22 protein-coding genes are annotated in these 22151 nt (G+C 57.4%); 9 read left to right on the top strand and 13 right to left on the bottom strand.

Features of this window, described 5'->3' with window-relative positions:
• Window positions 1–87: 87 nt before the first annotated feature.
• The gene (aspS, locus tag JHL21_RS00790; protein WP_254081893.1) at window positions 88–1971 is read right to left on the bottom strand and encodes an aspartate--tRNA ligase; all 1884 of its coding nucleotides are present in this window, start codon (window positions 1969–1971) and stop codon (window positions 88–90) included.
• Between the two features lie 185 nt (window positions 1972–2156).
• Between aspS and rnd the strand changes: the two genes are divergently transcribed.
• The gene (rnd, locus tag JHL21_RS00785; protein ID WP_200211328.1) at window positions 2157–3326 is read left to right on the top strand and encodes a ribonuclease D; all 1170 of its coding nucleotides are present in this window, start codon (window positions 2157–2159) and stop codon (window positions 3324–3326) included.
• Here rnd and JHL21_RS00780 read toward each other — a convergent pair whose 3' ends face one another.
• Genes JHL21_RS00780 through JHL21_RS00765 form a run of 4 tightly spaced genes read right to left on the bottom strand, consistent with a single transcriptional unit; the run spans window position 3327 to window position 8843 of the window.
• Window positions 3327–4862: a Ppx/GppA phosphatase family protein gene (locus tag JHL21_RS00780; RefSeq protein WP_169193861.1), complete on the bottom strand. Its 1536-nt coding sequence runs from the start codon at window positions 4860–4862 to the stop codon at window positions 3327–3329. It lies immediately after the preceding gene.
• A 2-nt stretch (window positions 4863–4864) separates the two neighbouring features.
• Window positions 4865–7021: an RNA degradosome polyphosphate kinase gene (locus JHL21_RS00775; RefSeq protein ID WP_254081892.1), complete on the bottom strand. Its 2157-nt coding sequence runs from the start codon at window positions 7019–7021 to the stop codon at window positions 4865–4867.
• A 1-nt stretch (window position 7022) separates the two neighbouring features.
• Window positions 7023–7748 (bottom strand): hypothetical protein, encoded by a 726-nt coding sequence (locus JHL21_RS00770; RefSeq protein ID WP_200211321.1) that lies wholly within the window; start codon window positions 7746–7748, stop codon window positions 7023–7025.
• Window positions 7749–8843 (bottom strand): AI-2E family transporter, encoded by a 1095-nt coding sequence (locus JHL21_RS00765; protein ID WP_200211320.1) that lies wholly within the window; start codon window positions 8841–8843, stop codon window positions 7749–7751.
• A 134-nt stretch (window positions 8844–8977) separates the two neighbouring features.
• Here JHL21_RS00765 and purM point away from each other — a divergent pair, with 134 nt between their 5' ends.
• The 4 genes from purM (at window position 8978) to JHL21_RS00745 (ending at window position 11890) form a co-directional block, all read left to right on the top strand.
• Window positions 8978–10054, top strand: coding sequence for a phosphoribosylformylglycinamidine cyclo-ligase (gene purM, locus JHL21_RS00760; RefSeq protein ID WP_200211318.1), 1077 nt, complete (start codon window positions 8978–8980; stop codon window positions 10052–10054).
• A complete protein-coding gene (gene purN, locus JHL21_RS00755; protein WP_200211316.1) occupies window positions 10051–10629 on the top strand; it encodes a phosphoribosylglycinamide formyltransferase in 579 nt (192 codons plus the stop codon). Before purM ends, purN begins: the two co-directional genes overlap by 4 nt.
• 125 nt (window positions 10630–10754) lie before the next feature.
• Window positions 10755–11639: a DMT family transporter gene (locus JHL21_RS00750; RefSeq protein ID WP_200211314.1), complete on the top strand. Its 885-nt coding sequence runs from the start codon at window positions 10755–10757 to the stop codon at window positions 11637–11639.
• Window positions 11640–11686: 47 nt separating this feature from the next.
• A complete protein-coding gene (locus JHL21_RS00745; RefSeq protein ID WP_200211312.1) occupies window positions 11687–11890 on the top strand; it encodes a hypothetical protein in 204 nt (67 codons plus the stop codon).
• Window positions 11891–11967: 77 nt separating this feature from the next.
• Here the strand turns inward: JHL21_RS00745 and gatB are convergent, their stop codons facing one another.
• From gatB to JHL21_RS00705, 8 genes are all read right to left on the bottom strand, one after another.
• The gene (gene gatB, locus JHL21_RS00740) at window positions 11968–13467 is read right to left on the bottom strand and encodes an Asp-tRNA(Asn)/Glu-tRNA(Gln) amidotransferase subunit GatB (protein ID WP_200211310.1); all 1500 of its coding nucleotides are present in this window, start codon (window positions 13465–13467) and stop codon (window positions 11968–11970) included.
• 12 nt (window positions 13468–13479) lie between these two features.
• Complete coding sequence (locus JHL21_RS00735) at window positions 13480–13968, bottom strand: N-acetyltransferase (protein WP_199530373.1); 489 nt, start codon at window positions 13966–13968, stop codon at window positions 13480–13482.
• A gap of 9 nt (window positions 13969–13977) precedes the next feature.
• On the bottom strand, window positions 13978–14292 hold the full coding sequence (locus tag JHL21_RS00730; RefSeq protein WP_169193852.1) for a chorismate mutase: 315 nt from the start codon (window positions 14290–14292) through the stop codon (window positions 13978–13980).
• A gap of 429 nt (window positions 14293–14721) precedes the next feature.
• A complete protein-coding gene (locus tag JHL21_RS00725) occupies window positions 14722–15039 on the bottom strand; it encodes a hypothetical protein (protein ID WP_169193851.1) in 318 nt (105 codons plus the stop codon).
• Between the two features lie 135 nt (window positions 15040–15174).
• On the bottom strand, window positions 15175–16659 hold the full coding sequence (gatA, locus tag JHL21_RS00720) for an Asp-tRNA(Asn)/Glu-tRNA(Gln) amidotransferase subunit GatA (RefSeq protein WP_200211308.1): 1485 nt from the start codon (window positions 16657–16659) through the stop codon (window positions 15175–15177).
• 32 nt (window positions 16660–16691) lie between these two features.
• Entirely contained in the window at window positions 16692–17177 is a 486-nt protein-coding gene (locus JHL21_RS00715; RefSeq protein ID WP_200211306.1) for a GNAT family N-acetyltransferase, read from the bottom strand.
• A 1-nt stretch (window position 17178) separates the two neighbouring features.
• Window positions 17179–17466, bottom strand: a complete 288-nt coding sequence (gatC, locus tag JHL21_RS00710) for an Asp-tRNA(Asn)/Glu-tRNA(Gln) amidotransferase subunit GatC (RefSeq protein WP_169193848.1) — start codon at window positions 17464–17466, stop codon at window positions 17179–17181.
• 85 nt (window positions 17467–17551) lie between these two features.
• Window positions 17552–18073, bottom strand: a complete 522-nt coding sequence (locus JHL21_RS00705) for a hypothetical protein (protein WP_200211304.1) — start codon at window positions 18071–18073, stop codon at window positions 17552–17554.
• 61 nt (window positions 18074–18134) lie between these two features.
• Here JHL21_RS00705 and ruvX point away from each other — a divergent pair, with 61 nt between their 5' ends.
• The 4 genes from ruvX to JHL21_RS00685 all read left to right on the top strand — a co-directional run bounded on the left by ruvX (window position 18135) and on the right by JHL21_RS00685 (window position 22105).
• A complete protein-coding gene (gene ruvX / locus JHL21_RS00700) occupies window positions 18135–18608 on the top strand; it encodes a Holliday junction resolvase RuvX (RefSeq protein ID WP_169193846.1) in 474 nt (157 codons plus the stop codon).
• Between the two features lie 66 nt (window positions 18609–18674).
• Window positions 18675–19649, top strand: coding sequence for an aspartate carbamoyltransferase catalytic subunit (locus JHL21_RS00695; RefSeq protein ID WP_200211302.1), 975 nt, complete (start codon window positions 18675–18677; stop codon window positions 19647–19649).
• A complete protein-coding gene (gene pyrC / locus JHL21_RS00690) occupies window positions 19646–20938 on the top strand; it encodes a dihydroorotase (protein WP_200211300.1) in 1293 nt (430 codons plus the stop codon). The genes JHL21_RS00695 and pyrC overlap by 4 nt, the downstream gene beginning before the upstream one ends.
• A 120-nt stretch (window positions 20939–21058) precedes the next feature.
• A complete protein-coding gene (locus JHL21_RS00685; protein ID WP_200211298.1) occupies window positions 21059–22105 on the top strand; it encodes a dipeptidase in 1047 nt (348 codons plus the stop codon).
• The last annotated feature ends 46 nt before the right edge of the window (window positions 22106–22151 follow it).

Below are 22151 nucleotides of genomic sequence, written 5' to 3'. Positions count from 1 at the left end.
CAATTAACACATGGTCGGAGGGTCCGCGTATGCACAAAACAAAAGACGCCCCGGAGGGCGTCTTTCAAAAATCACTTCGCGTAAAGCTTAGCTTTGTACATTCAGGCGGATGCTGAGCTCGCGCAATTGCTTGTTGTCCGCTGGGCTCGGAGCGCCCATGAGAAGGTCTTCCGCCTGCTGGTTCATCGGGAAGGCGGTGATTTCACGCAGGTTTTGCGCGCCACACAGCAGCATCACGATACGGTCGATACCAAAGGCTGCACCACCATGCGGAGGCGCGCCGTACTGGAACGCACGATAGAGACCACCGAACTGCTCTTCGACTTCCTCACGGCTCTTGCCGGTGATTTCGAAGGCCTTGACCATGGTTTCCGGCTCCTGATTACGGATCGAGCCAGAAGCAATTTCAAAGCCGTTGCAGACAGCGTCGTACTGGTAAGCCTTGAGCGAAAGCGGATCCGCCGAGTTCAGAGCGTCAATGCCACCCTGCGGCATGGAGAACGGGTTGTGCGCAAAGTCGATGCGCTTTTCTTCTTCGCTCCACTCGTAGAATGGGAAGTCGACGATCCAGCACAGTGCATACTGTTCGGTGTCGACGACGCCGAGATCGGTACCGACCTTGGTGCGGGCTTCACCTGCGAACTTGTAGAACTTCTCTGGGCGACCAGCGACGAAGAACACAGCGTCGCCGTCGGTCAGGCCGAGCTCCCGCCTGATAGCCTCGGTGCGGGCCGGGCCAAGGTTCTTAGCAATAGGACCAGATCCCTCTGCTTCTATAGTGCCGTATCGTTCGAAGTATGATTCGCGAGCTTCCTGAGACAATTCTCCGAAAATTCGGGCTTCAACTTCCGTGACGTTTAGGACTTTCTTAAAGAAGATATAGCCAAGGCCTGGCTGACCTTCGCCCTGCGCCCATGCGTTCATACGATCGCAGAAAGCACGGCCGATTGGCTCAGCACCCGCCTTGTTCTTGGCCGGAACCGCCCAAACTTCAACCTTCGGATCGGCTTCGATCTGGTTTGCAAAAACCTTGAAGCCTGAACCAACGAAGTGCTCGGTAACGTTCTGCAGCTCGATCGGGTTACGCAAGTCTGGCTTGTCCGAGCCATACTTACGGATCGCGGTATCGTAGGGAATACGCGGCCAGTTCTTGGTGACGCGCTTGCCCTCGGCGAACTTTTCGAACACGTCGGTGATGACGGGTTCAACTGTGTTCCAGACGTCTTCCTGAGTGACAAAGCTCATTTCCAGGTCGAGCTGGTAGAATTCGCCCGGCAGACGGTCTGCACGTGGATCTTCATCGCGGAAGCATGGTGCGACCTGGAAGTAGCGGTCAAAGCCAGCAACCATCAGCAGCTGCTTGTACTGCTGCGGAGCCTGTGGCAGCGCGAAGAACTTACCGGGATGGATACGGCTTGGCACGAGGAAGTCGCGCGCGCCTTCTGGGGACGACGCGGTCAGAATCGGCGTCGAGAATTCGGTAAAGCCAGCGTCACCCATGCCCGAACGCATCGCCGAGATAACGCGGGTGCGCTTCAGGATGTTGTTGTGCAGCTTCTCACGACGCAGGTCGAGGAAGCGGTAACGGAGGCGAATGTCTTCTGGGTATTCCGCGTCGCCGAAAACGGGCAGCGGCAATTCCTTGGCAACGGACAAAACTTCGATGTCGCGGATGAAAATCTCAATCGCGCCAGTCGAAATATTGGTGTTCACTGCCGATGGATCACGTGGCTTCACTTCGCCATCGATACGCAGAACCCATTCAGAGCGTACTTTTTCAGCGGTGCTGAATGCAGCAGAATCGGGGTCGATCACGCATTGGGTGATGCCATAGTTGTCGCGAAGGTCGATAAACAGCAGACCGCCGTGATCGCGAACACGGTGCACCCAGCCCGATAGGCGCACATTATTGCCAGCATCATTCGCTGTGAGGGCACCACAGGTGTGGGAACGATAGCGATGAAGTGTCATGTCAATGCTCGGAAATAGCTTACGGGAAGGCCGGAAAGGCAGTCGGGAAAAGCGCATGGCCACTCCCATCTGTCAAGCTCGGGGGATTAGCGGCTTTCCCCCGCTACAAGCAAGGAAAATCGACGGTGGAGCTATTGAGAAGACCCTGATAGGAAGAATATCGACCATAGTAAGACGGTAGACGCATGGACATTATAGTCTCCACAGAGGCGCTCGCCGCGTTTTGCGAGCGCGCTGCCCAGTATGAATTTGTCACCGTGGATACGGAATTCCTGCGCGAAACCACCTATTGGCCGCGCCTTTGCCTGATCCAAGTTGCCACAAATGACGAAGCGGTTCTCATCGATCCGCTTGCTCCCGATATCAAACTCGCGCCCTTTTTCACGCTCCTCGCGAATCCGGAAGTGACCAAGGTTTTCCACGCCGCTCGGCAGGATGTGGAAATTTTCGTGAAGTTGACGGGCGCGGTACCCAATAACATTTTCGACACTCAGATAGCGGCCAGCGTCTGCGGGTTTGGCGATAGCGCCTCCTACGACAGTCTTGTGCGCGCCATCTGCAAGGTCGAACTCGACAAATCATCCCGCTTTACCGATTGGTCGGCTCGCCCGCTCAGCGATAAACAACTCACCTACGCACTCGCTGACGTCACCTATCTGCGTGACATCTATCGCGAGCTCAAAAAGCAGGTCGAACAGACCCGTCGTTGGGATTGGGTCGAAGACGAGCTGGGTGTCCTCCGTTCCATAGACACTTATGTCGTCCAGCCTGAAAATGCTTGGGAACGCCTCAAGATGAAGCTCAATCGCCCGCGCGATTTGGCTGCTATGAAGGCGCTGGCTCAATGGCGCGAACGACGCGCACAGGAATCAGACCAGCCGCGAAGCCGCATTCTCAAGGATGACGTGTTGAGCGAGTTGGCGACTCAACGCCCGCTGACACCTGAAGCCTTTGACAAACTGCGTGCGGTACCGCGCGGCTATGGCCGCTCCAGTGCTGCCGCAGAAATCATCGCGCTGATGAAAGACGTGGAAGCCATTCCAAAGTCGGCTCTTCCGGCCATGCCTGAGCGCTATCGCGGACCATCCCCTAAAGGCGCCGTGGGCGATCTCATTCGTGTTCTGCTCAAGTCTGTCGCGGAACAGCACGGCGTTGCGGCGAGAATCATCGCGACATCGGACGAAATCGACGCCCTCGTGCTCGACGACGATGCAGACGTCCCTGCCCTCAAAGGCTGGCGTCGCAAGCTGTTTGGCGAAAAAGCGCTTGCCATTAAGCATGGCCGCGTTGGCCTTGTGGCGACCCGCAAGGGCGTTATCGAATTTGATGTACCAGAAGAAGAATCGGCTGAGTAATCAGCCGACCTTCACTCTCCACGTTTCAAACCCGGCCTCATCGGCGAGCTGACGCAAGCGATTGCGTAAATGGTCGCCGTTGAGGAACGCATAGTCGGTCGGCAAACTCAGCACCAAAGCCTCGTCAACGACCGATAGTGACGTGCGTCCCAACACGCCCGGCATTGCCGCCGTCATCGGATAGGCAACGCGGAACAAAGCGCCGATCAAGCGCGCGCGCGCCGTCATCTCAGATGACGTGAGGCCGGCAATCGCCAGAGCCGACTTGCTCTTGAGCCCATCATACCGAACCGCCATGGTCTGGGCTAAAAAGCTACGACCGACGTGATCAATCCCCGTCAATGAGCCATAGGCAAGCGCATTGACGCTTTGCTCGCCGCGATAGTCGGGATGGGAGCGCCAGCCGATATCGGCCAATAGACATGCGACGAGGCGCAAGCGACGCTGCTGGCCAGTTTCTTCAACGGCTGCCGAGCGGAAATAGTGCGTGGTGAAATCTATTAGATCCGTAGCGTGTTCAGGGGAGCGCGAGCGCAAAATTGATAGCTCCTCGGCCCCTTGGATCAACGGATCGACGACCCGTTCGGTATCGTCCAGCATGCCGTAGAGATAGCCTTCGCGCACACCGAGCGCTGAGAAGACCACCGATGCAAACCGACCGGCTTTAAGAACTTCCATCAAAACGGCCGCGCCAAAAGGCACGAGTTCTCGCCGCGAGTTCGACACCGAGTTGGAGCCTGGATAATTTTTGAGGGAATCCGCTTTCACGATGTCGCTACAGAAAGCGATCATCTCATCTGCCGACACCACATAGTCTTGCACCATATGCAGCGGATAATTGCTGCGCGCTTGATGGAGCTTCGCCAATGAGCGCCAAGTGCCGCCAATGGCCGCGAAACGCTGTTCCTCGCCAGTGTTTTTCAACATGGAGCTACTAAGCTGTTTGCGCACGATTTCCGCAGCAGTCGCGGGAGAACCGTTCGAATCGTCCTGCAGGCGAATGACACCAAGCTCGAAGGACTGATTATTGCTGTCTGATCCGTTCTGGAGTGCTGAAAACTCGAGGCTACCGCCACCAAGGTCGCCGACAACGCCGACAAACCCAGGGATACCGGCAACCACCCCCAATGCCGCAAAGTGCGCCTCATCCTCGCCTGAGAGAACACGAACCTCGGTGTTCATAATCTCTTCGACTGCCGCGACGAACTCATCGCGGTTTGCGGCGTCGCGTACGGCAGAGGTTGCCAACACAACCACAGTGCCAACGCGCATCATGCGCGCAACAAGAGCGAAACGCTTCATCGCCTCAAGCGCCGTCGCCATATTGGCTTCGGCCAAACGACCAGTCTGGCCGACCCCACGCCCGAGGGCGCAGGAGGCCTTTTCGTTGTAGAGCGGTGTTAATGAGCGGGCATGCCGCTCATAAACCACCAAACGAACCGAGTTTGATCCGATATCAAGGACTGCGACAGGGCGCGCCCCCTTCAAACGACCTTGGGCAGTAGGATCGGCGTCGACGCCCCAGAATTGGGTCAAACTTAAGCCTCGTCGTTATCAACCATCCCGGCACTACCGCGCCCAGACAGGGAGGGATTAGTCATAAAATACTTATGAGCGCTGAAGGCTTCTTCACCCTCAGAGCGCTTTATGCGGTGTGAACTGCCATCCGGCAAGACTTCCCAGCTTTGTTCGTTGTCCTTGAGATAGGCCCCAAGGATCTGATCCAGTATCTGCTTGTGCACGGTCTTGTTCAGGATCGGGACCATAACTTCCACCCGTCCATCCAAGTTCCGGCCCATCAAATCTGCCGAGGAAATATACACTTTTGCCCGAGGGGACGGCATCATCTCCCCGTTGCCAAAACAGTAAATTCGGCTGTGTTCGAGGAACCGACCGACCACAGATTTTACACGGATATTTTCTGAGAACCCGGGGATACCGGGGCGCAGACAGCAAATCCCACGAACAATCAGGTCAACTTTCACCCCTGCCCGACTCGCGTCATAGAGCGCGTCGATGACTTGCGGATCAACCAGCGAGTTCATCTTCAGCAAAATATGGGCTGGCTTGCTCTCGCGCGCGAACTCGATCTCCCGCGCGATGCTTTCGACCAATGTCTGGCGCAAATTGACCGGGGAAACAGCGATAGTTTCGAGTTCGGTCGGCCGCGCATAACCCGTTATAAAATTGAACACGCGCGCAACGTCACGGGTGATCGAGGGATCAATCGTGAAATAGCTGAGGTCTGTATAAATCTTGGCTGTAATCGGGTGATAGTTGCCGGTGCCAATATGGCAGTAGCTAACCAGCTTGCCCTTCTCACGACGAACGACCTGGCTCAGCTTGGCGTGGGTTTTGAGTTCGATAAAACCGAACACAACCTGCGCGCCTGCCCGTTCAAGGTCGCGGGCCCAGCGGATATTCGCCTCTTCGTCAAAACGCGCTTTCAGCTCCACGAGGCACGTCACAGACTTGCCCGCCTCTGCCGCCATGACCAGTGCTTTAACGATGGGGCTGTCTGAAGACGTCCGGTACAGCGTCTGCTTAATCGCCACCACCTCCGGGTCCCGCGCTGCCTGCATCAGGAACTGCGCGACGACGTCGAAACTCTCAAACGGATGGTGGACAAGGATGTCCTTAGCGCGGATAGCCGCGAAGCTATCCCCGTTATAGTCGCGGATACGTTCTGGGAAACGCGCGTGATACGGCGGGAATTTTAGGTCCGCACGATCAACGTCGCAGATTTTACGGGCATCGGCGAGGCCGAGGAACCCCTGTACCTCAAAGACATCCGCCTCTTTGACACTGAGCTGTTCACCAATCTGCCGCTTCAACGCACGCGGCATCGACCGCTCGATTTCTAGGCGGATAACCTGGCCACGGCGACGTTGCCGAAGTGCAGATTCGAACTCGACAACGAGATCGGCAGCTTCGTCGTCAATTTCGATTTCACTGTCACGGATGATGCGGAATGCGCCTGAGCCAACAATTTCATGGCCCGGGAACATTTTGAGGAAGAACAGCTTCACTAGGGTGTCGATCGAGACGACCTCAGTCCGCCCCTCTGAAACCAGCGCCGATGGCAGCGTGATAAAACGATCGAGATTACCCGGGATACGCACGAGCGCCGTCAGGTTTTGATCCCCGGTTGGACGCTTGAGTTCAAATGCGAGGGCCAGCCCGAGGTTCGGGATGAACGGGAATGGATGGGCTGGATCGACCGCAATTGGTGTGAGGACAGGGAAAATTTCTTCACGGAACAGCTTTTGCAGATAAGCGATTTGTTCCGGCGAGAGGTCGTCCTGCTCATGGATGACGACATTCTGCTCGACCAGCAATTCGCGCAAATCTTGCCAGTGGTCCTGCTGTTCCAACTGCAAGTGCTGAGCGAGCGTCGCAATTTCTTCCAGCTGCTCGCTCGGCGATAAGCCATCGGCAGATTGCTTGGCCAAACCAGCACGGATTTGGCCCTTCAGACCCGCAACACGGACCATGTAGAATTCGTCGAGATTGTTTGCCGAAATAGACACGAAACGCAGGCGTTCCAGCAGAGGGTGGGATTCGTTCCCAGCCTCCTCCAGAACCCGCATATTGAATTGAAGCCAGCTGACTTCTCGATTAACGAAACGCGCCGGGCTTTTGCGCAGCGCCTCCACATCTGGGTTGGCACCATCCAGTTCGGCGATTTCGCTCATCTCATTCATCGTCGTCTGCGTCCCAGTCCAATTTCAGCGCCGAATCTGCGTCTTGCCGTACAGCAAGAGCTTCACCCGCTATCGCACGCGTAATGGCCGACCCTTTCGCAAGAGCCAGCTTGTCCATCAAATCAACCAGACGTTCGGCTTCTTCCGGGCTCCGCTCCATGCGCGGCACCACATAGCCGATTATCTTTGGGTCGACTGTGATCTGTCGATCACCGAACAACTTCACAAAAATCTGTGACAACGCGATGTCATCACTGATTTCTAATGTGAAAACAGGCGCACGCCGAATGCGTGAGCGGACATCATCGGTCCGCAAATCCCATTTGGCAACGTCTTCACGCGCCGTCAGCAACAGAGTTCTGTCGCCGCGCATGGCTTGGTTCAGCAGATGGAAAAGATCATCCTCATTATAATCAAGCCGATCAACGTCCTCTAGCACCAGAGGTTCATTGCCATGTGCGGAAGCAACCGCCGCTATCGTTTCGGGCGTTACCAGCACAGCGCCGCTGCGCTCAGCAAAAATGCGCGCCACATGCGATTTTCCCGACGAGGTGGGACCAATCAACATGGTCACCCCGTCAGGCCAATGTGGCCACGCTTCGATACGGGCATAGGCTAAGGCGTTTCCTGCACCAACGAGATAATCATCTTCAGCGTGCGAGGGTTCGTGAACGAACTCCAGCGGAAGCTGCCGGGGTCCGTTCTCAGGCAAAGCCATTTAGTTCTGGTCCTTGTGGTCGATTGGAGCTGGCGCATCTGTCCCAAGATAGAGCGCACTTTCCTTATATTTTCTCACGCCATACCGCACGAGTACCGAGGCAATGGCCGCCATTGGAACAGCCAGCAGGAGCCCGGTGAATCCGAACAGCGCGCCCAGAGCGAGGAGAGCAAACATCATCCAGACCGGATTGATGTTGATCGATGAGCCCACGAGCTTTGGATAGAGAATATTGCCTTCGATGAACTGCCAAAACAGGAAGACCGCGCACACGAGGCCAACCATCCACATGTTTGGCCAGAACTGCACGAGCGCAATGCCCACTGATAGCCCGAATCCCACTGCCGCACCGACGAATGGAATAAAGCTCAGCAGGCCACCGATAATACCCACGGCCAAACCAAAGTTCAGCCCAATCAGAGATAGCGCGGTCGCATAGAACGCAGCATCGAGCAGGAGAACAGAGCCCTGCCCGCGGATAACGCCGGCCATGGAATCGTCAATCTCGCGCAGGATGCCTTTGATCTCACCCTTATGCTGGCGTGGCAAAAGCCCTTCGACCCCATCAACCATCCCCTGCCAATCGAGCAGGAGGTAGAACGCCACCACCGGCGCCACGACCAGAAACGCCACGACAGACGCGCCAGACATGCCGATATTGACCAATTCGGCAGGCAGTCGCGTAATCCAACCGAGCAAATTGCGCGCAATCTCGTTGATCCCACGCTCAACTTCGGCGGCACGTTCAGGCCCGAGCCATGCGCTGACCTCAGGCGAATACTGATTTATGAGCCCCTGAAGGTCGCGATACAGACTCGGCGCGCGCTGAATGAGGCCAACAATCTGCTGTCCGATCATCGGAACCAGCATGAAGAACAAGCCGATGATCACGACGATAATCGCCGTCAACACCAATGCCGTCGCCCAAACGCGCTTAAATCGCCAGCGCTCAAGCTGGTTTACCACTGGATTGAGCAGATAGGCCAAGGCCGCCCCAACCACGAATGGAAGCAGGATGCCCCGGAAAATCCAGAGCGATAAAAGCAGGGCAGCCAAGAGGCCGATCCAGATGGTCACTTGATTTCGGAGCGTCATTGCTGCGTGTAGCCCTTGCTTATAGGAAATCGAGAAGCTATCAGCCGTCTAACGGCCAACACCGAAAGTTTCAACCAACCCCGGTGGCGCGCGGTTCACTCTGCCCGCTATCCTCAGCATTTGGCACCAGGCTCATGTCCGACACACCACACCTGCCACCTAATGGGCTTTCTTACAAGCAGGCAGGGGTCGATATCGACGCCGGCAATGCTCTGGTAGAGGCCATCAAGCCCGCAGTGAAATCCACCCGACGCCCAGGCGCCGACGGCGAGATCGGCGGATTTGGTGGTCTTTTTGATTTAAGGGCCGCAGGTTTCAAAGATCCAGTTCTGGTTGCCGCCAATGATGGTGTTGGCACCAAGCTCAAGATCGCTATCGACACTGGCAAGCACGACACCATCGGCCAGGATCTGGTCGCCATGTGCGTCAACGACCTCGTCGTTCAGGGTGCCGAGCCCCTCTTCTTCCTCGACTATTTCGCCACCGGCAAGCTCGACGTGGCCCAGGGCACGGCGATTGTCGAAGGCATTGCCCACGGTTGCCGCCTAGCAGGGTGCGCACTGATCGGCGGGGAAACCGCTGAAATGCCGGGCATGTATCATGGCAATGATTATGACCTCGCAGGCTTTGCCGTTGGCGCCGCCGAACGTGGCACCCTCCTGCCACGCGCCGATATCGCCGCTGGTGATACGCTGGTTGCCATCGCCTCGTCTGGCGTTCATTCCAACGGCTATTCGCTGGTTCGCAAGATTGTTGACCTCTCCGGCCTCGCCTGGGACGCACCAGCACCATTTGCTGAAGGCAAAACCCTTGCAGAAGCCCTGCTCGAGCCGACCCGCATCTATGTGAAGCCACTGCTGGCTGCGCTCAAGGAAGGTCTTGGCATTAAAGCCCTTGCGCACATCACAGGCGGCGGTTTCATCGACAATATCCCGCGCGTACTGCCTGACCACCTCGCCGCCGATGTCGATCTCAACGCGGTCACCGTTCCCCCAGTTTTCGGCTGGATGAGCAAGGTTGGCGGCATGGAAGAGCGCGAAATGCTCCGCACCTTCAATTGCGGCGTCGGCATGCTGGTCGCTGTCGCGCCGGCAGATGCTGAGAAGCTGGTCGCCTCGCTCACCGCTAATGGTGAAATCGCAGCTGTCGTCGGTCAGTTGACCGAGCGCAGCGGTGAACCTGTGACCTTCCGCGGCAAGCTCGCTCTATGAGCAAGAAAAAGGTCGCCATTCTGATCTCGGGGCGCGGCTCAAACATGAGCGCGCTCATCGAGGCCGCAAAGGCTCCCGATTTTCCTGCCGAGATCGTCGGCGTGCTGTCCAACAAGGCAGCCGCGCCCGGTCTTGAGATTGCGGCGAGCCACGGCATTGCCACGGCCTCGCTGGCGCAGAGCAAATTCCCCAGTCGGGAAATGTTCGAAGACACCATGACGCTCATGCTCGAAAGCTGGGAGGTCGATATTGTCTGCCTCGCCGGTTTCATGCGCGTTCTGGGTGAGGACTTCGTCAATCGCTGGGAAGGTCGGATGATCAACATCCACCCCTCCCTGCTCCCAGCCTACAAAGGCCTCGACACCCATGCCCGCGTTCTCGCGGCGGGTGAAAAGGAACACGGCTGCACCGTCCACTTTGTCACCCCCGGTCTCGACGAAGGCGACGCGATCCTGCAGGCCCGCGTCCCCGTTCTGCCCGACGATACGGAAGACACACTTGCAGCTCGCGTTCTGGTGGAAGAACACAGGATCTACCCCGAGGCGTTGAAACAACTCGCCCTTGGCAAAATGTAAATTAGGCCGGAGCGATCCGGCCTTTTTCTTTATCCATCACCAAAATCGATCGCCCCCATTGTCAAAATCGGTTCGACGCCACTTCAGCGCAGGCGTAGACCAACGCATCTATTGGAGTGGCGATAATGAGTCTGCGTGATTGGGGTTGGATTGTTCTTTTAGGATCCATTTGGGGCTGCTCATTTATTTTCAATGCCGTTCTCATCCGCGAACTCAGCCCGCTCTGGATCACAACCTTGCGGGTCGGCATTGGCGCCATCGGCTGTTGGGCAATCCTTTTCCTGCTGAAAAAACCCGTTCCGCGCGATCCTAGGCTCTGGGGGCAGTTGGCCCTTCTCGGCGTCATCGCCTATGCCATTCCTTTTGCGCTGTTTCCAACGGCACAAGCCCACCTCGCCAGTGGAGTTGCCGCTATCATCAATGCGCTCACTCCAATGATGACTGCGATCATGTCCCACTTCTGGCCCGGCGGTGAAAAATCCGGCCCCCGAAAATTCATAGGTGTAGGGATTGGCTTCGTTGGCGCTGCTATTCTGGTGTCACCTGCCCTGCAAAGCGGCGGCAATACGGCGCTTTGGGCCGTCGGCGCCTGTCTCGCGGCAACGCTGTGCTATGCGCTCTCACTCAACATCACCCGCTCTTACAAGCATGTCGAGCCGACCGCCTTCGCCGCCATCGCGCTTACGGGCTCGGCCATTTTGAGCCTGCCGGTGGCATTAAGCCTCAACGGCCTGCCACAGATTACGCACATTGAAACACTCGGCTCCTTGCTCGGCCTGGGCCTCTTGTCGACGGCCCTCACGTTTCTGATCATGTATCGAATTCTTCCGCGCGTTGGCGCGACCAATTTCGCCACAACGACCTTTATTGCGCCAATCTCCACGCTGATTTTGGGCACCTTCCTTTTGGGCGAGGCGATCTTGCCCATCCAAATCCTAGGCATGTTGGTGATCTTCTTCGGCCTGCTCTTCATTGATGGCCGCATCCAAACGCTCCTGCGCAAACGCTAGGAACTCATCGTGTCTGGCCCCGTTAGCCTCTTTTAGAGGAGAGAACCGTGCCAGACCCAACCTACGAACCCGAGCCCATTCCCGGCATCCCGCCACAGCCTGAGCCTCCTCAGCCCCAGCCCGTAGATCCTGTGCCTCCAGAGCCCCAGGAGGTGCCGCCACACCAGCCGCCGCTGGAAGACCCCATTCCGCCTACGCCGGGCCCTGACGTGCCGCCGCCGCCCTCTCCAGGCACTGTGCCGACGATGTAAAAACAAAAACCCGGCTCAGTGGCCGGGTTTTCTATTCGTTCAACGTTCTGACTGGACCAGAATCCAGACCCGCGTTCTTACTCGATGCCGAGTTTCTGCTTCATGAGATCGTTAAGAGCCTGCGGATTGGCCTTGCCGCCCGAAGCCTTCATCGCCTGACCGACGAACCAGCCCATCATGCTTGGCTTTGCCTTAACCTTCTCAACCTGTTCCGGGTTGGCGGCGATGATGTCGTCCACAATCTTTTCGATCGCGCCGAGATCGGTCACCTGCTTTAGGCCACGGGCTTCAACGATAGCTGCCGGATCACCGTCTTTCTCTTCCGAGATGATGATCTGCAGCACATCCTTGCCGCCCTTGGACGAGATCGTGCCCGCAGCAATCAGGTCAACCACACCAGCAATCTGCGCTGGGGTAATGTGGGTTTCGTAAACTGCCTTGCCTTCGCTGTTTGCGAAAGCTGCCACGTCACCGTTGAGGATGTTCGCAACAGCCTTGCCGTCGCGCTTGCTGCCACCGTGCGCCACGATGGTTTCGAAGAAGTCAGCGGTTTCACGTTCGAGCGTCAGCACATGCGCGTCATACTTGGTGACGCCAAAATCGCGCACAAAGCGTGCCTGCTTTTCGTCTGGCAGTTCTGGCAGGTTTTCAGCCAAAGCCGCGACGAAAGCATCGTCGAATTCGAGTGGCAGCAGGTCTGGATCTGGGAAGTAGCGATAGTCGTGCGCTTCTTCCTTCGAACGCATAGCGCGCGTTTCCCCGTTCTTCGGGTCAAACAGGCGCGTTTCCTGATCGATCGAGCCACCATCTTCCAGAATGTCGATCTGGCGACGGGCTTCATATTCAATCGCCTGACCCGCGAAGCGGATCGAATTGACGTTCTTGATTTCGCAACGCGTACCGAATTCGCCACCCGGACGACGTACCGATACGTTCACGTCAGCACGCATGGAGCCCTGCTCCATATTGCCGTCGCAAGTACCGAGATAACGCAGGATAGCGCGAAGCTTGGATAGATATTCCTTGGCTTCTTCGGACGAACGCAGGTCGGGCTTGGAGACGATTTCCATCAGGGCGACGCCCGAACGGTTCAGGTCAACAAAGCTCATGTTTGGGTGCTGATCGTGGATCGACTTACCCGCGTCCTGCTCGAGGTGAAGACGTTCGACACCGATCTCAATGGTTTCCCCATCGACGTCGATGGTGATCACACCTTCGCCAACGATTGGGTCCTTGAACTGGGAAATCTGATAACCCTGCGGCAAGTCAGGGTAGAAATAGTTCTTGCGGTCAAAGACCGAGCGCTTGTTGATCTGAGCCTTCAGACCCAGACCTGTGCGCACAGCCTGACGCACGCATTCTTCGTTGATGGTTGGCAGCATGCCAGGCATGGCGGCATCAACAAAGCTGACGTTCGCATTAGGAGGATTACCGAAAGCGGTCGACGAGCCAGAGAACAGCTTGCTTTCGCTGGTCACTTGCGCGTGCACTTCCATACCAATGATCACTTCCCAATCGCCGGTCGAACCGGAGATCAGACGCTTTTTGTCGGGAGTACGGGTGTCAACGAGTGTCATGTTTCGGCAGTCCTATGCCGCTTCCGGCAATGCCTTGCGGAAGCGAATCTTGTCGAGTTCGTAGTTCAGGCTGGCGGAAAACTTCATACCGCGCCACACCGGAATATATCCGTTGCGCTCGTAGAAGCGTACCGCCCCGGTGTTGCCGGCCGAGGTTTCAAGCTCCACGAAAGTGTAGCCTGCGTTGGCGATAACCTCTTCCAGCGCTGCAAGCAAGGCCGCACCGACGCCTTGGCTTTGCGCAAACGGTGCGACCCACAGGTCAGAAATCACATTATCGGAAAATTCCCTTGCGCCCCAGCCCACTGGCACATCGCCGATTGTCGCAACATGCATGGTTTCCGACTTGTCGCGACAAAAGGTGCAAAACTCTGCGAACAGCTTTTCGCGGTCACAGCGCCCAGCGTCTTGCGCTCCAAATTCGCTTTGCTGCCAGGAGGCAAAAGCCAATGAGCCCAGTGCTTCCCAGTCAAGATCACGATCCGGCTGAGAGACACGCATGGAAATTTCCTATTTTGCCCGGCGACGGGCGGCAATAATGCCCTTTTCGAAATTGATGTTCCAATCGATCAGCGTCCGCCAAATCAGCTCGGCCTGATCTTCATCCAAGTCCTGCTCAACGCTGAGCGCGCGAACCTTGGAGATAATTGCTTCGATACGCACCGGGTCAAACGCTTCATGCGGATCGGTTTTAATCTCAGCCATGCGCGTGACATAAGCGTGGCGTTCCGCAAACAAATTCAACAGCGCCCGATCAATGCGGTCGATCTCGAAACGAACGTCTTCTTTTGTCTCGCATTGCGCGGGAAGTTTAGCGGCAGTCACAAGCGTATCCAGTCAAAAAAGCTCGGAAAATTGTGACATGTATTCCACCCGCTTTTCAATGCCACCAATGGCGGTTTCGGTACGCTCGGTCCGGCAGGGAACAGAAAAAGCCCAGCTTGCGGCCCCCATCCGCACAAAGCATCCCTTCATCTCTCCTCAGCGTTTACTTCTGAGGTAAAATAAGCCCACAAGGCCACTCTCGTCTGCCTGCCCAATCTCCCCTCTTCAAGCACTTATTCCCATTACGCTTTCGCGTCCCATGGGCATGGCTCGTGCGCGCAATATGCCACGTAAAACGACAGCGGTGCCCCTCCACAGGCCCATAAGTGCCAGCATAATGCCACTTCCAGGCCCCTGCGCGTTCGTCAAAAGAAATTGCCGCCCCCTGTTCCCAGAGAGCGGCAATTCAATCACGGATTACGCGTGCACTTAGTGCTTGGTCACTTCGCTTAACGCAGCGGCCATGTGTTCCCATTCGGTGGAAACACTCGCCGTCGCGCGGCGCTTACCGGCGCGGCGATACCAATAGTCGGCATTGGCGAGATCGGCTTCAATCCAATGCATCAAGGCATGGACCCAATCGAACGCCTGCACACCTTCCATCGACTGGACGATGGCGTGCGCACGCTCCCATTCCATACCAATACGGAACTCGCCTTTCTTGAGCCACCAGAGCGCCTGCAACGGCTTACTCATATCCTTCGGCGGCTCAGACCAGTCGAGCGTCGTAAAAATATCTGCGGCCATCGGTGATGTTCCTGTTGGCCCGGGCGCCTCGGCTGGAGGCGTCATTACCAGTTTCAACTTGTGCATGACCCGGAAATAATGCGGAAAGGCGGCACAATCAAGCGCCGCCACCTGATCTAGGGGTTTAGTGGGGTCTTACCACCACTGCTTGGGTGCAAAATCACCACCGGCGCTCTTTTCGATGACGCGCGCTGCGGCGAAGAGAGTCTCTTCGTCAAACGGCTTACCGATCAGCTGCAGACCGAGCGGCAGACCCTTGCCATCCTTACCGGCTGGCACAGCAATACCCGGCAGACCTGCCATGTTCACAGTCACGGTGAAGATGTCGTTGAGATACATCGCAACCGGATCAGCGGCCAACTTTGCATCGCCAATAGCGAAGGCAGAGGATGGGGTCGCTGGGGTCAGGATCGCGTCAACGCCTGCGTTGAACGCATCCTCGAAGTCCTTCTTGATCAGCGTGCGAACCTTCTGCGCCTTGACGTAGTAGGCATCATAGTAGCCGGCGGACAGCACATAGGTGCCGATCATAATACGACGCTTCACTTCGCGGCCGAAACCGGCAGCGCGGGTGAGTTCGTACATGTCGGTGATGTCCTTGCCGGACACGCGCAGGCCGTACTTCACGCCGTCATAACGCGCGAGATTCGAGGAAGCTTCTGCTGGCGAAACAACGTAGTAGGCCGGAAGGGCATACTTGGTGTGTGGCAGCGAGATGTCCTTGACGGTCGCGCCTTCAGCCTTGAGCCATTCGAGGCCCTGCTTCCAGAGGTTTTCAATTTCCTCTGGCATGCCGTCCATGCGGTATTCGCGCGGAACACCAATGGTGATGCCCTTTACGCCACGCTCAACCGCGGCGGCGAAATCTGGAACCGGAATGTTGACCGAAGTCGAATCCTTGGCGTCAAAGCCGGACATCGAGGTCAGCAGCAGCGCTGCGTCTTCAACAGTGCGGGCAATTGGGCCAGCCTGATCGAGCGAAGACGCGTAAGCAACAGTGCCCCAACGCGATGCACGACCATAGGTCGGCTTAATGCCAACAGTGCCGGTGAAGGCAGCTGGCTGACGGATCGAGCCACCAGTGTCGGTTGCGGTCGCGCCAGCGCAGAGCCAGCCAGCAACAGCCGCTGCCGAACCGCCCGATGACCCACCGGCAACCAATTTTTCTTCCGAACCTTCAGCGCGGAAAGGATTGATCGCAGGACCGTAGTACGAGGTTTCGTTGGACGAACCCATGGCAAACTCGTCCATGTTGAGCTTGCCCAGCATCACGGCACCATCGCGCCACAGGTTTGCTGTGACGGTTGATTCGTATTCCGGCTTGAAGCCATCAAGAATGTGCGAAGCGGCCTGTGTGTGGACGCCCTTGGTCGCAAACAGATCCTTCACGCCCAGTGGAATGCCTTCAAGCGTGCCAGCCGTACCGGCAGCAATCTTGGCATCCGATGCTGCCGCCATTTCGCGCGCCTTATCCGGCGTCGTGACGACATAGGCATTCAGCGCCGCATTGCCTGCGTCGATAGCCGAGACATAGGCCTCGGTCAGCTCGGTCGCAGTAAACGTCTTTTCGGTGAGGCCCTTGCGGGCTTCGGCGATGCTCAGACGGGTAAGATCGGTCAATGGAGTTTCTTTCTCTTCAGCGTCGGCTGCGCTCAACCAGCGAAGGCGGGTGCCGTCAGCTTCAATTCAAAAAAGTTGGACCAGGGGCTTTCTGGATAGTCGAGAAACGGACCGCGACGGGAGAACCCGTAACGCCCATAAAGACGATGGGCGTCCGCCATGCCGTCTTCTGGTCCAGTTTCGAGCATGACGATGGGAAGATCCTTCTCCCGCGCCAAGCCGACGATTCGGTCGAGCAATAGAGTGCCAACACGCTGCCCGCGAACGGACGGCAGGGTGAACATGCGTTTGACTTCGCCAAGCTCGGGACCATGCACCTTGAGTGCCCCCATGCCGACAGCCACGCCGTTTTCGTCGCGAGCGACAAGAACCGTCGTGTCCTCACCGGCCATTTGTTCCACAGTCATCTTGAACTGGAATTCAACTGGCGAGGTGGGCAGCAGGAAAGCGTTGAGCTGCGCGACGAGCTCGCGCACGTCGTCCTGCAAAGGGGTCTCAATGGCGATGGAAACCGCCATATTATTCAACGACCTTGGGGACCATGAAGAAGTTATCTTCGGTCAATGGGGCGTTCTTGACGATCTTTTCGGCGATGTTGCCGTCGGTGACCGCGTCGTCACGGCGGCGCAGGGTCATCGGCATGACCGATGTCATTGGCTCAACACCATCGACGTTAATTTCAGACAACTGCTCGACAAAGCCGAGGATCGAATTGATTTCGGTCTGGTAGCCAGCGACTTCGTCTTCTTCGATGCGGATGCGGGCAAGGCGCCCGATGCGCTTGACGGTATTGGCGTCGACAGACATGGCAAACTCCAGCGAGAACGGCGTATTGGGGCGTTATTAGCAATGCCCGGTATCAAAAGACAATCGAAATGGCACCGTGGCGCGATTACGCTTCCACAGCAAGCCCATGTTCCAGCGCCACAACGCCGGTGCCATCCAGTTTAGATCTTAGAATTTCAAAGGCGGCGCCAATCTCTTCATCGCCTCCAGCTAGGGCGATCAGTCGCGGCGCCGCGGCATCCGTCAGCGTGTCGGCAAGCCCTGCCAAATCGCCCCCCGCAATAAGAACCACAGCCTTATCGGCCCATTTCCCGAGCTCGGGCACAGACTCGGTGAGAAGCAACAAGGGCGGCTCATCCTCTGCATCAAAGACAAACGCCCCCTGCCCGAGCTTTGCCACCACAACCTCACGGAGCGCCCCATCCGCATCAAGCAAGCGCTTTCGCGGCATCGGCTTCCAGCTGCTGCCAGAAATCTCGTCGAACGGCGCTCTCGTCTGCAGCAGCACATCCGCTCCAGAACACAGCTCCTGATGGTCAACCCCAACTGCGCCATGAGCATCAATGACTAGGATCTTCCCACCCGCATGTATGCGAAATGCCGTATTGCCGAACCAAGTGAGTTTCATAGGGAAGTCTTTTTCATCGCCATTTTGCCCCGCACCCTATAGGACAGACCCAATCAATCCAATGAGTACCCATTCAGTGACCGACGACAATAATCCGCTCTCCGACATTCCGCCTTCCGGCAAGATTTTGGGGTTGGACCTCGGCACGAAAACCATTGGAGTCGCTATCAGTGATGGCATGCGCTACTCCGCGACCCCGATTGAAACCATCAAACGAACCAAGTTCACTCAGGACGCTGAGCGCATCATCGAATTGATCGCACAGAATCAAATCGTTGCGATCATTTTGGGTCTCCCCCTCAATATGGACGGCTCAGAAGGCCCCCGCGTTCAATCGACACGCGCCTTCGCCCGCAACCTCGCACCCAAGGTCAACTTGCCCATCGCTTATTGGGATGAGCGCCTATCTACGTCTGCCGTCACGCGCATGATGATCGACGCAGATATGCGCCGTGACCGTCGCGCCGAAGTGGTCGACAAACTGGCCGCCAGCTATATTCTACAGGGAGCGCTGGACCGGCTCCGGCGGGGATAAATTCGTGAGGGGCTTGCTCATCGCGCCCCCAGCCGATAGACCGCACCAAATCGCTAGGGATGCGACATGCCGCAGGACACTCCTCCATCCGTCGCCGGGCAATCCGGTGACTTCCCGCCCTTCCGCCAGCGCCATCTGATTTCTATTGCGGACCTCAAGCAACACGAGATTATCGAACTGCTTGATCGTGCCGAACGGATGATTGCTGTCAGCCGCCAAGAGCGCAAGTCGCTCAACACTTTGGCGGGGAAGACACAAATCAACCTCTTCTTCGAGCCGTCGACGCGGACCCAGTCTTCGTTCGAAATCGCGGGCAAGCGCCTTGGCGCTACGGTCGTGAACATGTCGGTCAAGACCAGCTCCGTCACCAAAGGCGAAACGCTGATCGACACCGCGGCTACGCTCAACGCCATGCGCCCCGATGTGCTGGTGGTGCGTCACGGTTCCTCCGGCGCGGTCGAACTGCTCAGCCAGAAAGTTGGCTGCTCGGTGGTCAACGCCGGCGACGGCGCGCACGAGCACCCGACCCAGGCTCTCCTCGACGCCCTCACCATTCGCAACCACAAGGGCACGCTGGCGGGCCTGACGGTTGCCATTTGCGGCGACATCGCCAATTCGCGTGTTGCCCGCTCGAACTTACTGCTCCTCGGAGCGCTCCATGTTCGCACCCGGGTCATTGCCCCAAAAACCCTCCTGCCCTCCGGCATCGAACACCTCGCAACCGAGGTCTACACCGATATGGAACAGGGCCTGAAGGGCGCGGACGTGGTAATGATGCTGCGCCTGCAGCATGAACGCGCCAGCGGCAAGATGATCCCCTCGGTGCGTGAATATTTCCACTTCTACGGCCTGGATGAACGCAAGCTCGGCTTCGCTAAGCCCGACGCGATCGTGATGCACCCCGGCCCAATGAACCGCGGCGTCGAAATCGACCCTGCGATCGCCGATAGCGCGCGCTCAGTCATCACCGACCAGGTGGAAATGGGCGTTGCCGCACGCATGGCCGTGCTCGATGCTCTGCTCAATAGGAACGACGCATGACCCGGCCCGTCCTCATCGAAAATGCCCGCATTGTTGATCCAGCCTCCGGCACCGATCATCCCGGCGCGGTTCTGATTGAAAACGGCATCATCACAGACATCGCGCTCAACGGTCCCGTTGGCGTGCCAGACGGCGCCGAAGTCATCAACGCAAATGGTCAGGTGCTTGCGCCGGGCCTTATAGACATGCGCGTCTTCGTCGGCGAACCGGGCAAGGAATATCGCGAGACTTTGGCTTCGGCCGGTAAGGCCGCCGTCGCCGGTGGCGTCACCAGCTTCGTCATGATGCCAGACACCACCCCTGTGGTGGACGACAGTGCAATTGTCGACTTCCTCATCCGTCGCGCAGAAGCGCAGTCTCTGGCTCGCGTGCTACCCTCTGCAGCCATCACGCGCGGTCTTCAGGGCAAGGAAATCACCGAGTTCGGTCTTCTCAAAGAAGCTGGCGCTGTGTGCCTCACCGATGGCGCTAATTCGATCCAGTCGAATTCGCTGCTCCGCAGCGCCATGAGCTACGCTGCCAATTACGACATGCCGTTCGTCCACCACGTTTTCGACGCCGATCTGGCTGGCGAAGGCGTAATGAATTCAGGACTCTTTGCCACCGTTCTGGGCTTGAAGGGCCTGTCGCGCGAAGTCGAAACGGTGCCTCTCGCGCGCGATCTTCAGCTCGCGCTCTCAACTGGCGTCCGCTATCACGCAGCTCAGGTCTCGACCGAGAATTCGCTTACGCTGCTGAAGTTTGCGAAGTCGCGCAATTCCAAGGCCACTGCTGGCGTTTCGATCAACAACCTCTGCCTGAACGAAAACGACATCGGCCGGTATCGCACCTATTTCAAGGTCAGCCCTCCGCTGCGCAGCGAAGACGACCGCCGTGCGCTCATCGAAGGCCTACGGTCTGGCGTCATTGACACGATCCATTCCGATCACGATCCGCAGGATAGTGAAGTGAAACGCCGTCCATTCGCAGAAGCCTCGAATGGCGCGATTGGTTTGGAGACACTCTTGGCCGCGGCGCTCCGTTTCGTTCACTCGGACGATCTGGACCTGCATACCGTTTTGAAAGCTATGACAATCCGCCCAGCGCAGATTCTCGGCCTTGAAAGCGGTCGCATTGCCAAAGGCGCGCCTGCAGACCTGATCCTCATCGATCTCGACTATCCTTGGCAGGTGCAAGAGAGCGCTCTGGTTTCCAAGTCGCGCAACACCGCCTTTGAAGGCGCGCGCATGACCGGCAAGGTGATGCGCACTTTCGTGAGCGGTAAAACCGTCTTCACCCACCAAGACTGAGTTCAAGCTTTACATGAACACCGCCGCTTCCTTCGGGAGGCGGCATTTCATTATTGAGCGTCCGTTACTCAACTTCACCACAAGAAGCGGCTACCGTCTTGGTCTGACGGAGACGATTCGATGACCATTCCCTTTTTCGACGGCCACAACGATACCCTGCTTCGCTTGGTAGACAGCTCGCGGCCCGACAAAATCGCAATGTTTGTCGACGGCACAATAGATGGCCAACTCGATCTTCCCCGCGCCAATCAGGCCGGTATGACGGGCGGCTTTTTCGCCATATTCCCGCCACCGCTTAAGGCCGATGCCGCTTCAGTTGTCTCCAGCCCCACGAGTTCCGCTGGCCAACTCCCTCCCAATCTCGATGTGCGCGATGCGCTTGCCTCCACCATTGAGATGGCTTCGCTGCTTCACAAACTCGAACGCGCAGGCGCCCTAGCCGTTTGCCGCACTGCAGGTGAAGTGCAAAATGCCATTAGAAACAAAAAATTAGCGGCAATATTTCATATCGAAGGCGCGGAAGCCATCGACGTGAAATTCGATAGTTTCGAGGTGCTCTACGCCGCAGGCCTGCGCTCCATCGGCATCACCTGGAGCCGCGCCAATGATTTTGGCACCGGCGTCCCCTTCTTGCACAATGTCGATCCCGACATCGGCCCCGGCCTCACTGAAGCGGGCAAAGACCTCGTAAAACTCTGCGACAAGCGCGGGGTAATGATCGACCTTTCCCATCTTAACGCTGCTGGTTTCCGCGATGTGGCGCGCCTGTCCACCAAGCCTTTGATCGCCACCCACTCCAACGTCCACGCCATTTCCCCCAGCGCTCGCAATCTGACCGCTTGGCAGCTAGCCGCGATCAAGGAGTCTGCAGGCGTTGTCGGCCTCAACTACGCCACCGGCTTCCTCCGTCCTGACGGCAAATGGGACACAGACACTCCGCTTGAGGTGATGGTCCGCCATATCGACGCCCTCGTTGAAGCCTTAGGTGAAGACGGCGTGGCGCTCGGGAGTGACTTCGACGGCGCGCAAATGCCTAAGGAATTGAAGGACGTTACCGGCGTCCCAAAGCTCCTCAAGGCCCTTCTCGATAAGGGCTATGGGCAAGCCTTGGTCAGAAAGATCGCCCAAGACAATTGGCTCGCCGTCATCGAACGGACCATGGGCTAAGCCCTCTTCTCCTCCCCCTTCGCAGGGGGGAGGCCGGGTGGGGGTA

Source organism: Devosia sp. WQ 349K1, from assembly GCF_016595685.1.
Taxonomy (GTDB): domain Bacteria; phylum Pseudomonadota; class Alphaproteobacteria; order Rhizobiales; family Devosiaceae; genus Devosia.
This window is presented reverse-complemented; position numbering and strand designations above follow the sequence as displayed.

Bases quoted from the DNA above. Each gene is read 5' to 3' on its own strand.
- JHL21_RS00705 (WP_200211304.1), bottom strand. From the start codon at position 18,073: ATGAAACTCACTTGGTTCGGCAATACGGCATTTCGCATACATGCGGGT.
- JHL21_RS00765 (WP_200211320.1), bottom strand. From the start codon at position 8,843: ATGACGCTCCGAAATCAAGTGACCATCTGGATCGGCCTCTTGGCTGCC.
- gatC (WP_169193848.1), bottom strand. From the start codon at position 17,466: ATGTCTGTCGACGCCAATACCGTCAAGCGCATCGGGCGCCTTGCCCGC.
- JHL21_RS00695 (WP_200211302.1), top strand. From the start codon at position 18,675: ATGCCGCAGGACACTCCTCCATCCGTCGCCGGGCAATCCGGTGACTTC.
- JHL21_RS00775 (WP_254081892.1), bottom strand. From the start codon at position 7,021: ATGAGCGAAATCGCCGAACTGGATGGTGCCAACCCAGATGTGGAGGCG.
- JHL21_RS00770 (WP_200211321.1), bottom strand. From the start codon at position 7,748: ATGGCTTTGCCTGAGAACGGACCCCGGCAGCTTCCGCTGGAGTTCGTT.
- pyrC (WP_200211300.1), top strand. From the start codon at position 19,646: ATGACCCGGCCCGTCCTCATCGAAAATGCCCGCATTGTTGATCCAGCC.
- ruvX (WP_169193846.1), top strand. From the start codon at position 18,135: ATGAGTACCCATTCAGTGACCGACGACAATAATCCGCTCTCCGACATT.
- aspS (WP_254081893.1), bottom strand. From the start codon at position 1,971: ATGACACTTCATCGCTATCGTTCCCACACCTGTGGTGCCCTCACAGCG.
- purM (WP_200211318.1), top strand. From the start codon at position 8,978: ATGTCCGACACACCACACCTGCCACCTAATGGGCTTTCTTACAAGCAG.
- JHL21_RS00750 (WP_200211314.1), top strand. From the start codon at position 10,755: ATGAGTCTGCGTGATTGGGGTTGGATTGTTCTTTTAGGATCCATTTGG.
- gatB (WP_200211310.1), bottom strand. From the start codon at position 13,467: ATGACACTCGTTGACACCCGTACTCCCGACAAAAAGCGTCTGATCTCC.
- JHL21_RS00715 (WP_200211306.1), bottom strand. From the start codon at position 17,177: ATGGCGGTTTCCATCGCCATTGAGACCCCTTTGCAGGACGACGTGCGC.
- JHL21_RS00735 (WP_199530373.1), bottom strand. From the start codon at position 13,968: ATGCGTGTCTCTCAGCCGGATCGTGATCTTGACTGGGAAGCACTGGGC.
- JHL21_RS00725 (WP_169193851.1), bottom strand. From the start codon at position 15,039: ATGGCCGCAGATATTTTTACGACGCTCGACTGGTCTGAGCCGCCGAAG.
- purN (WP_200211316.1), top strand. From the start codon at position 10,051: ATGAGCAAGAAAAAGGTCGCCATTCTGATCTCGGGGCGCGGCTCAAAC.
- rnd (WP_200211328.1), top strand. From the start codon at position 2,157: ATGGACATTATAGTCTCCACAGAGGCGCTCGCCGCGTTTTGCGAGCGC.
- JHL21_RS00685 (WP_200211298.1), top strand. From the start codon at position 21,059: ATGACCATTCCCTTTTTCGACGGCCACAACGATACCCTGCTTCGCTTG.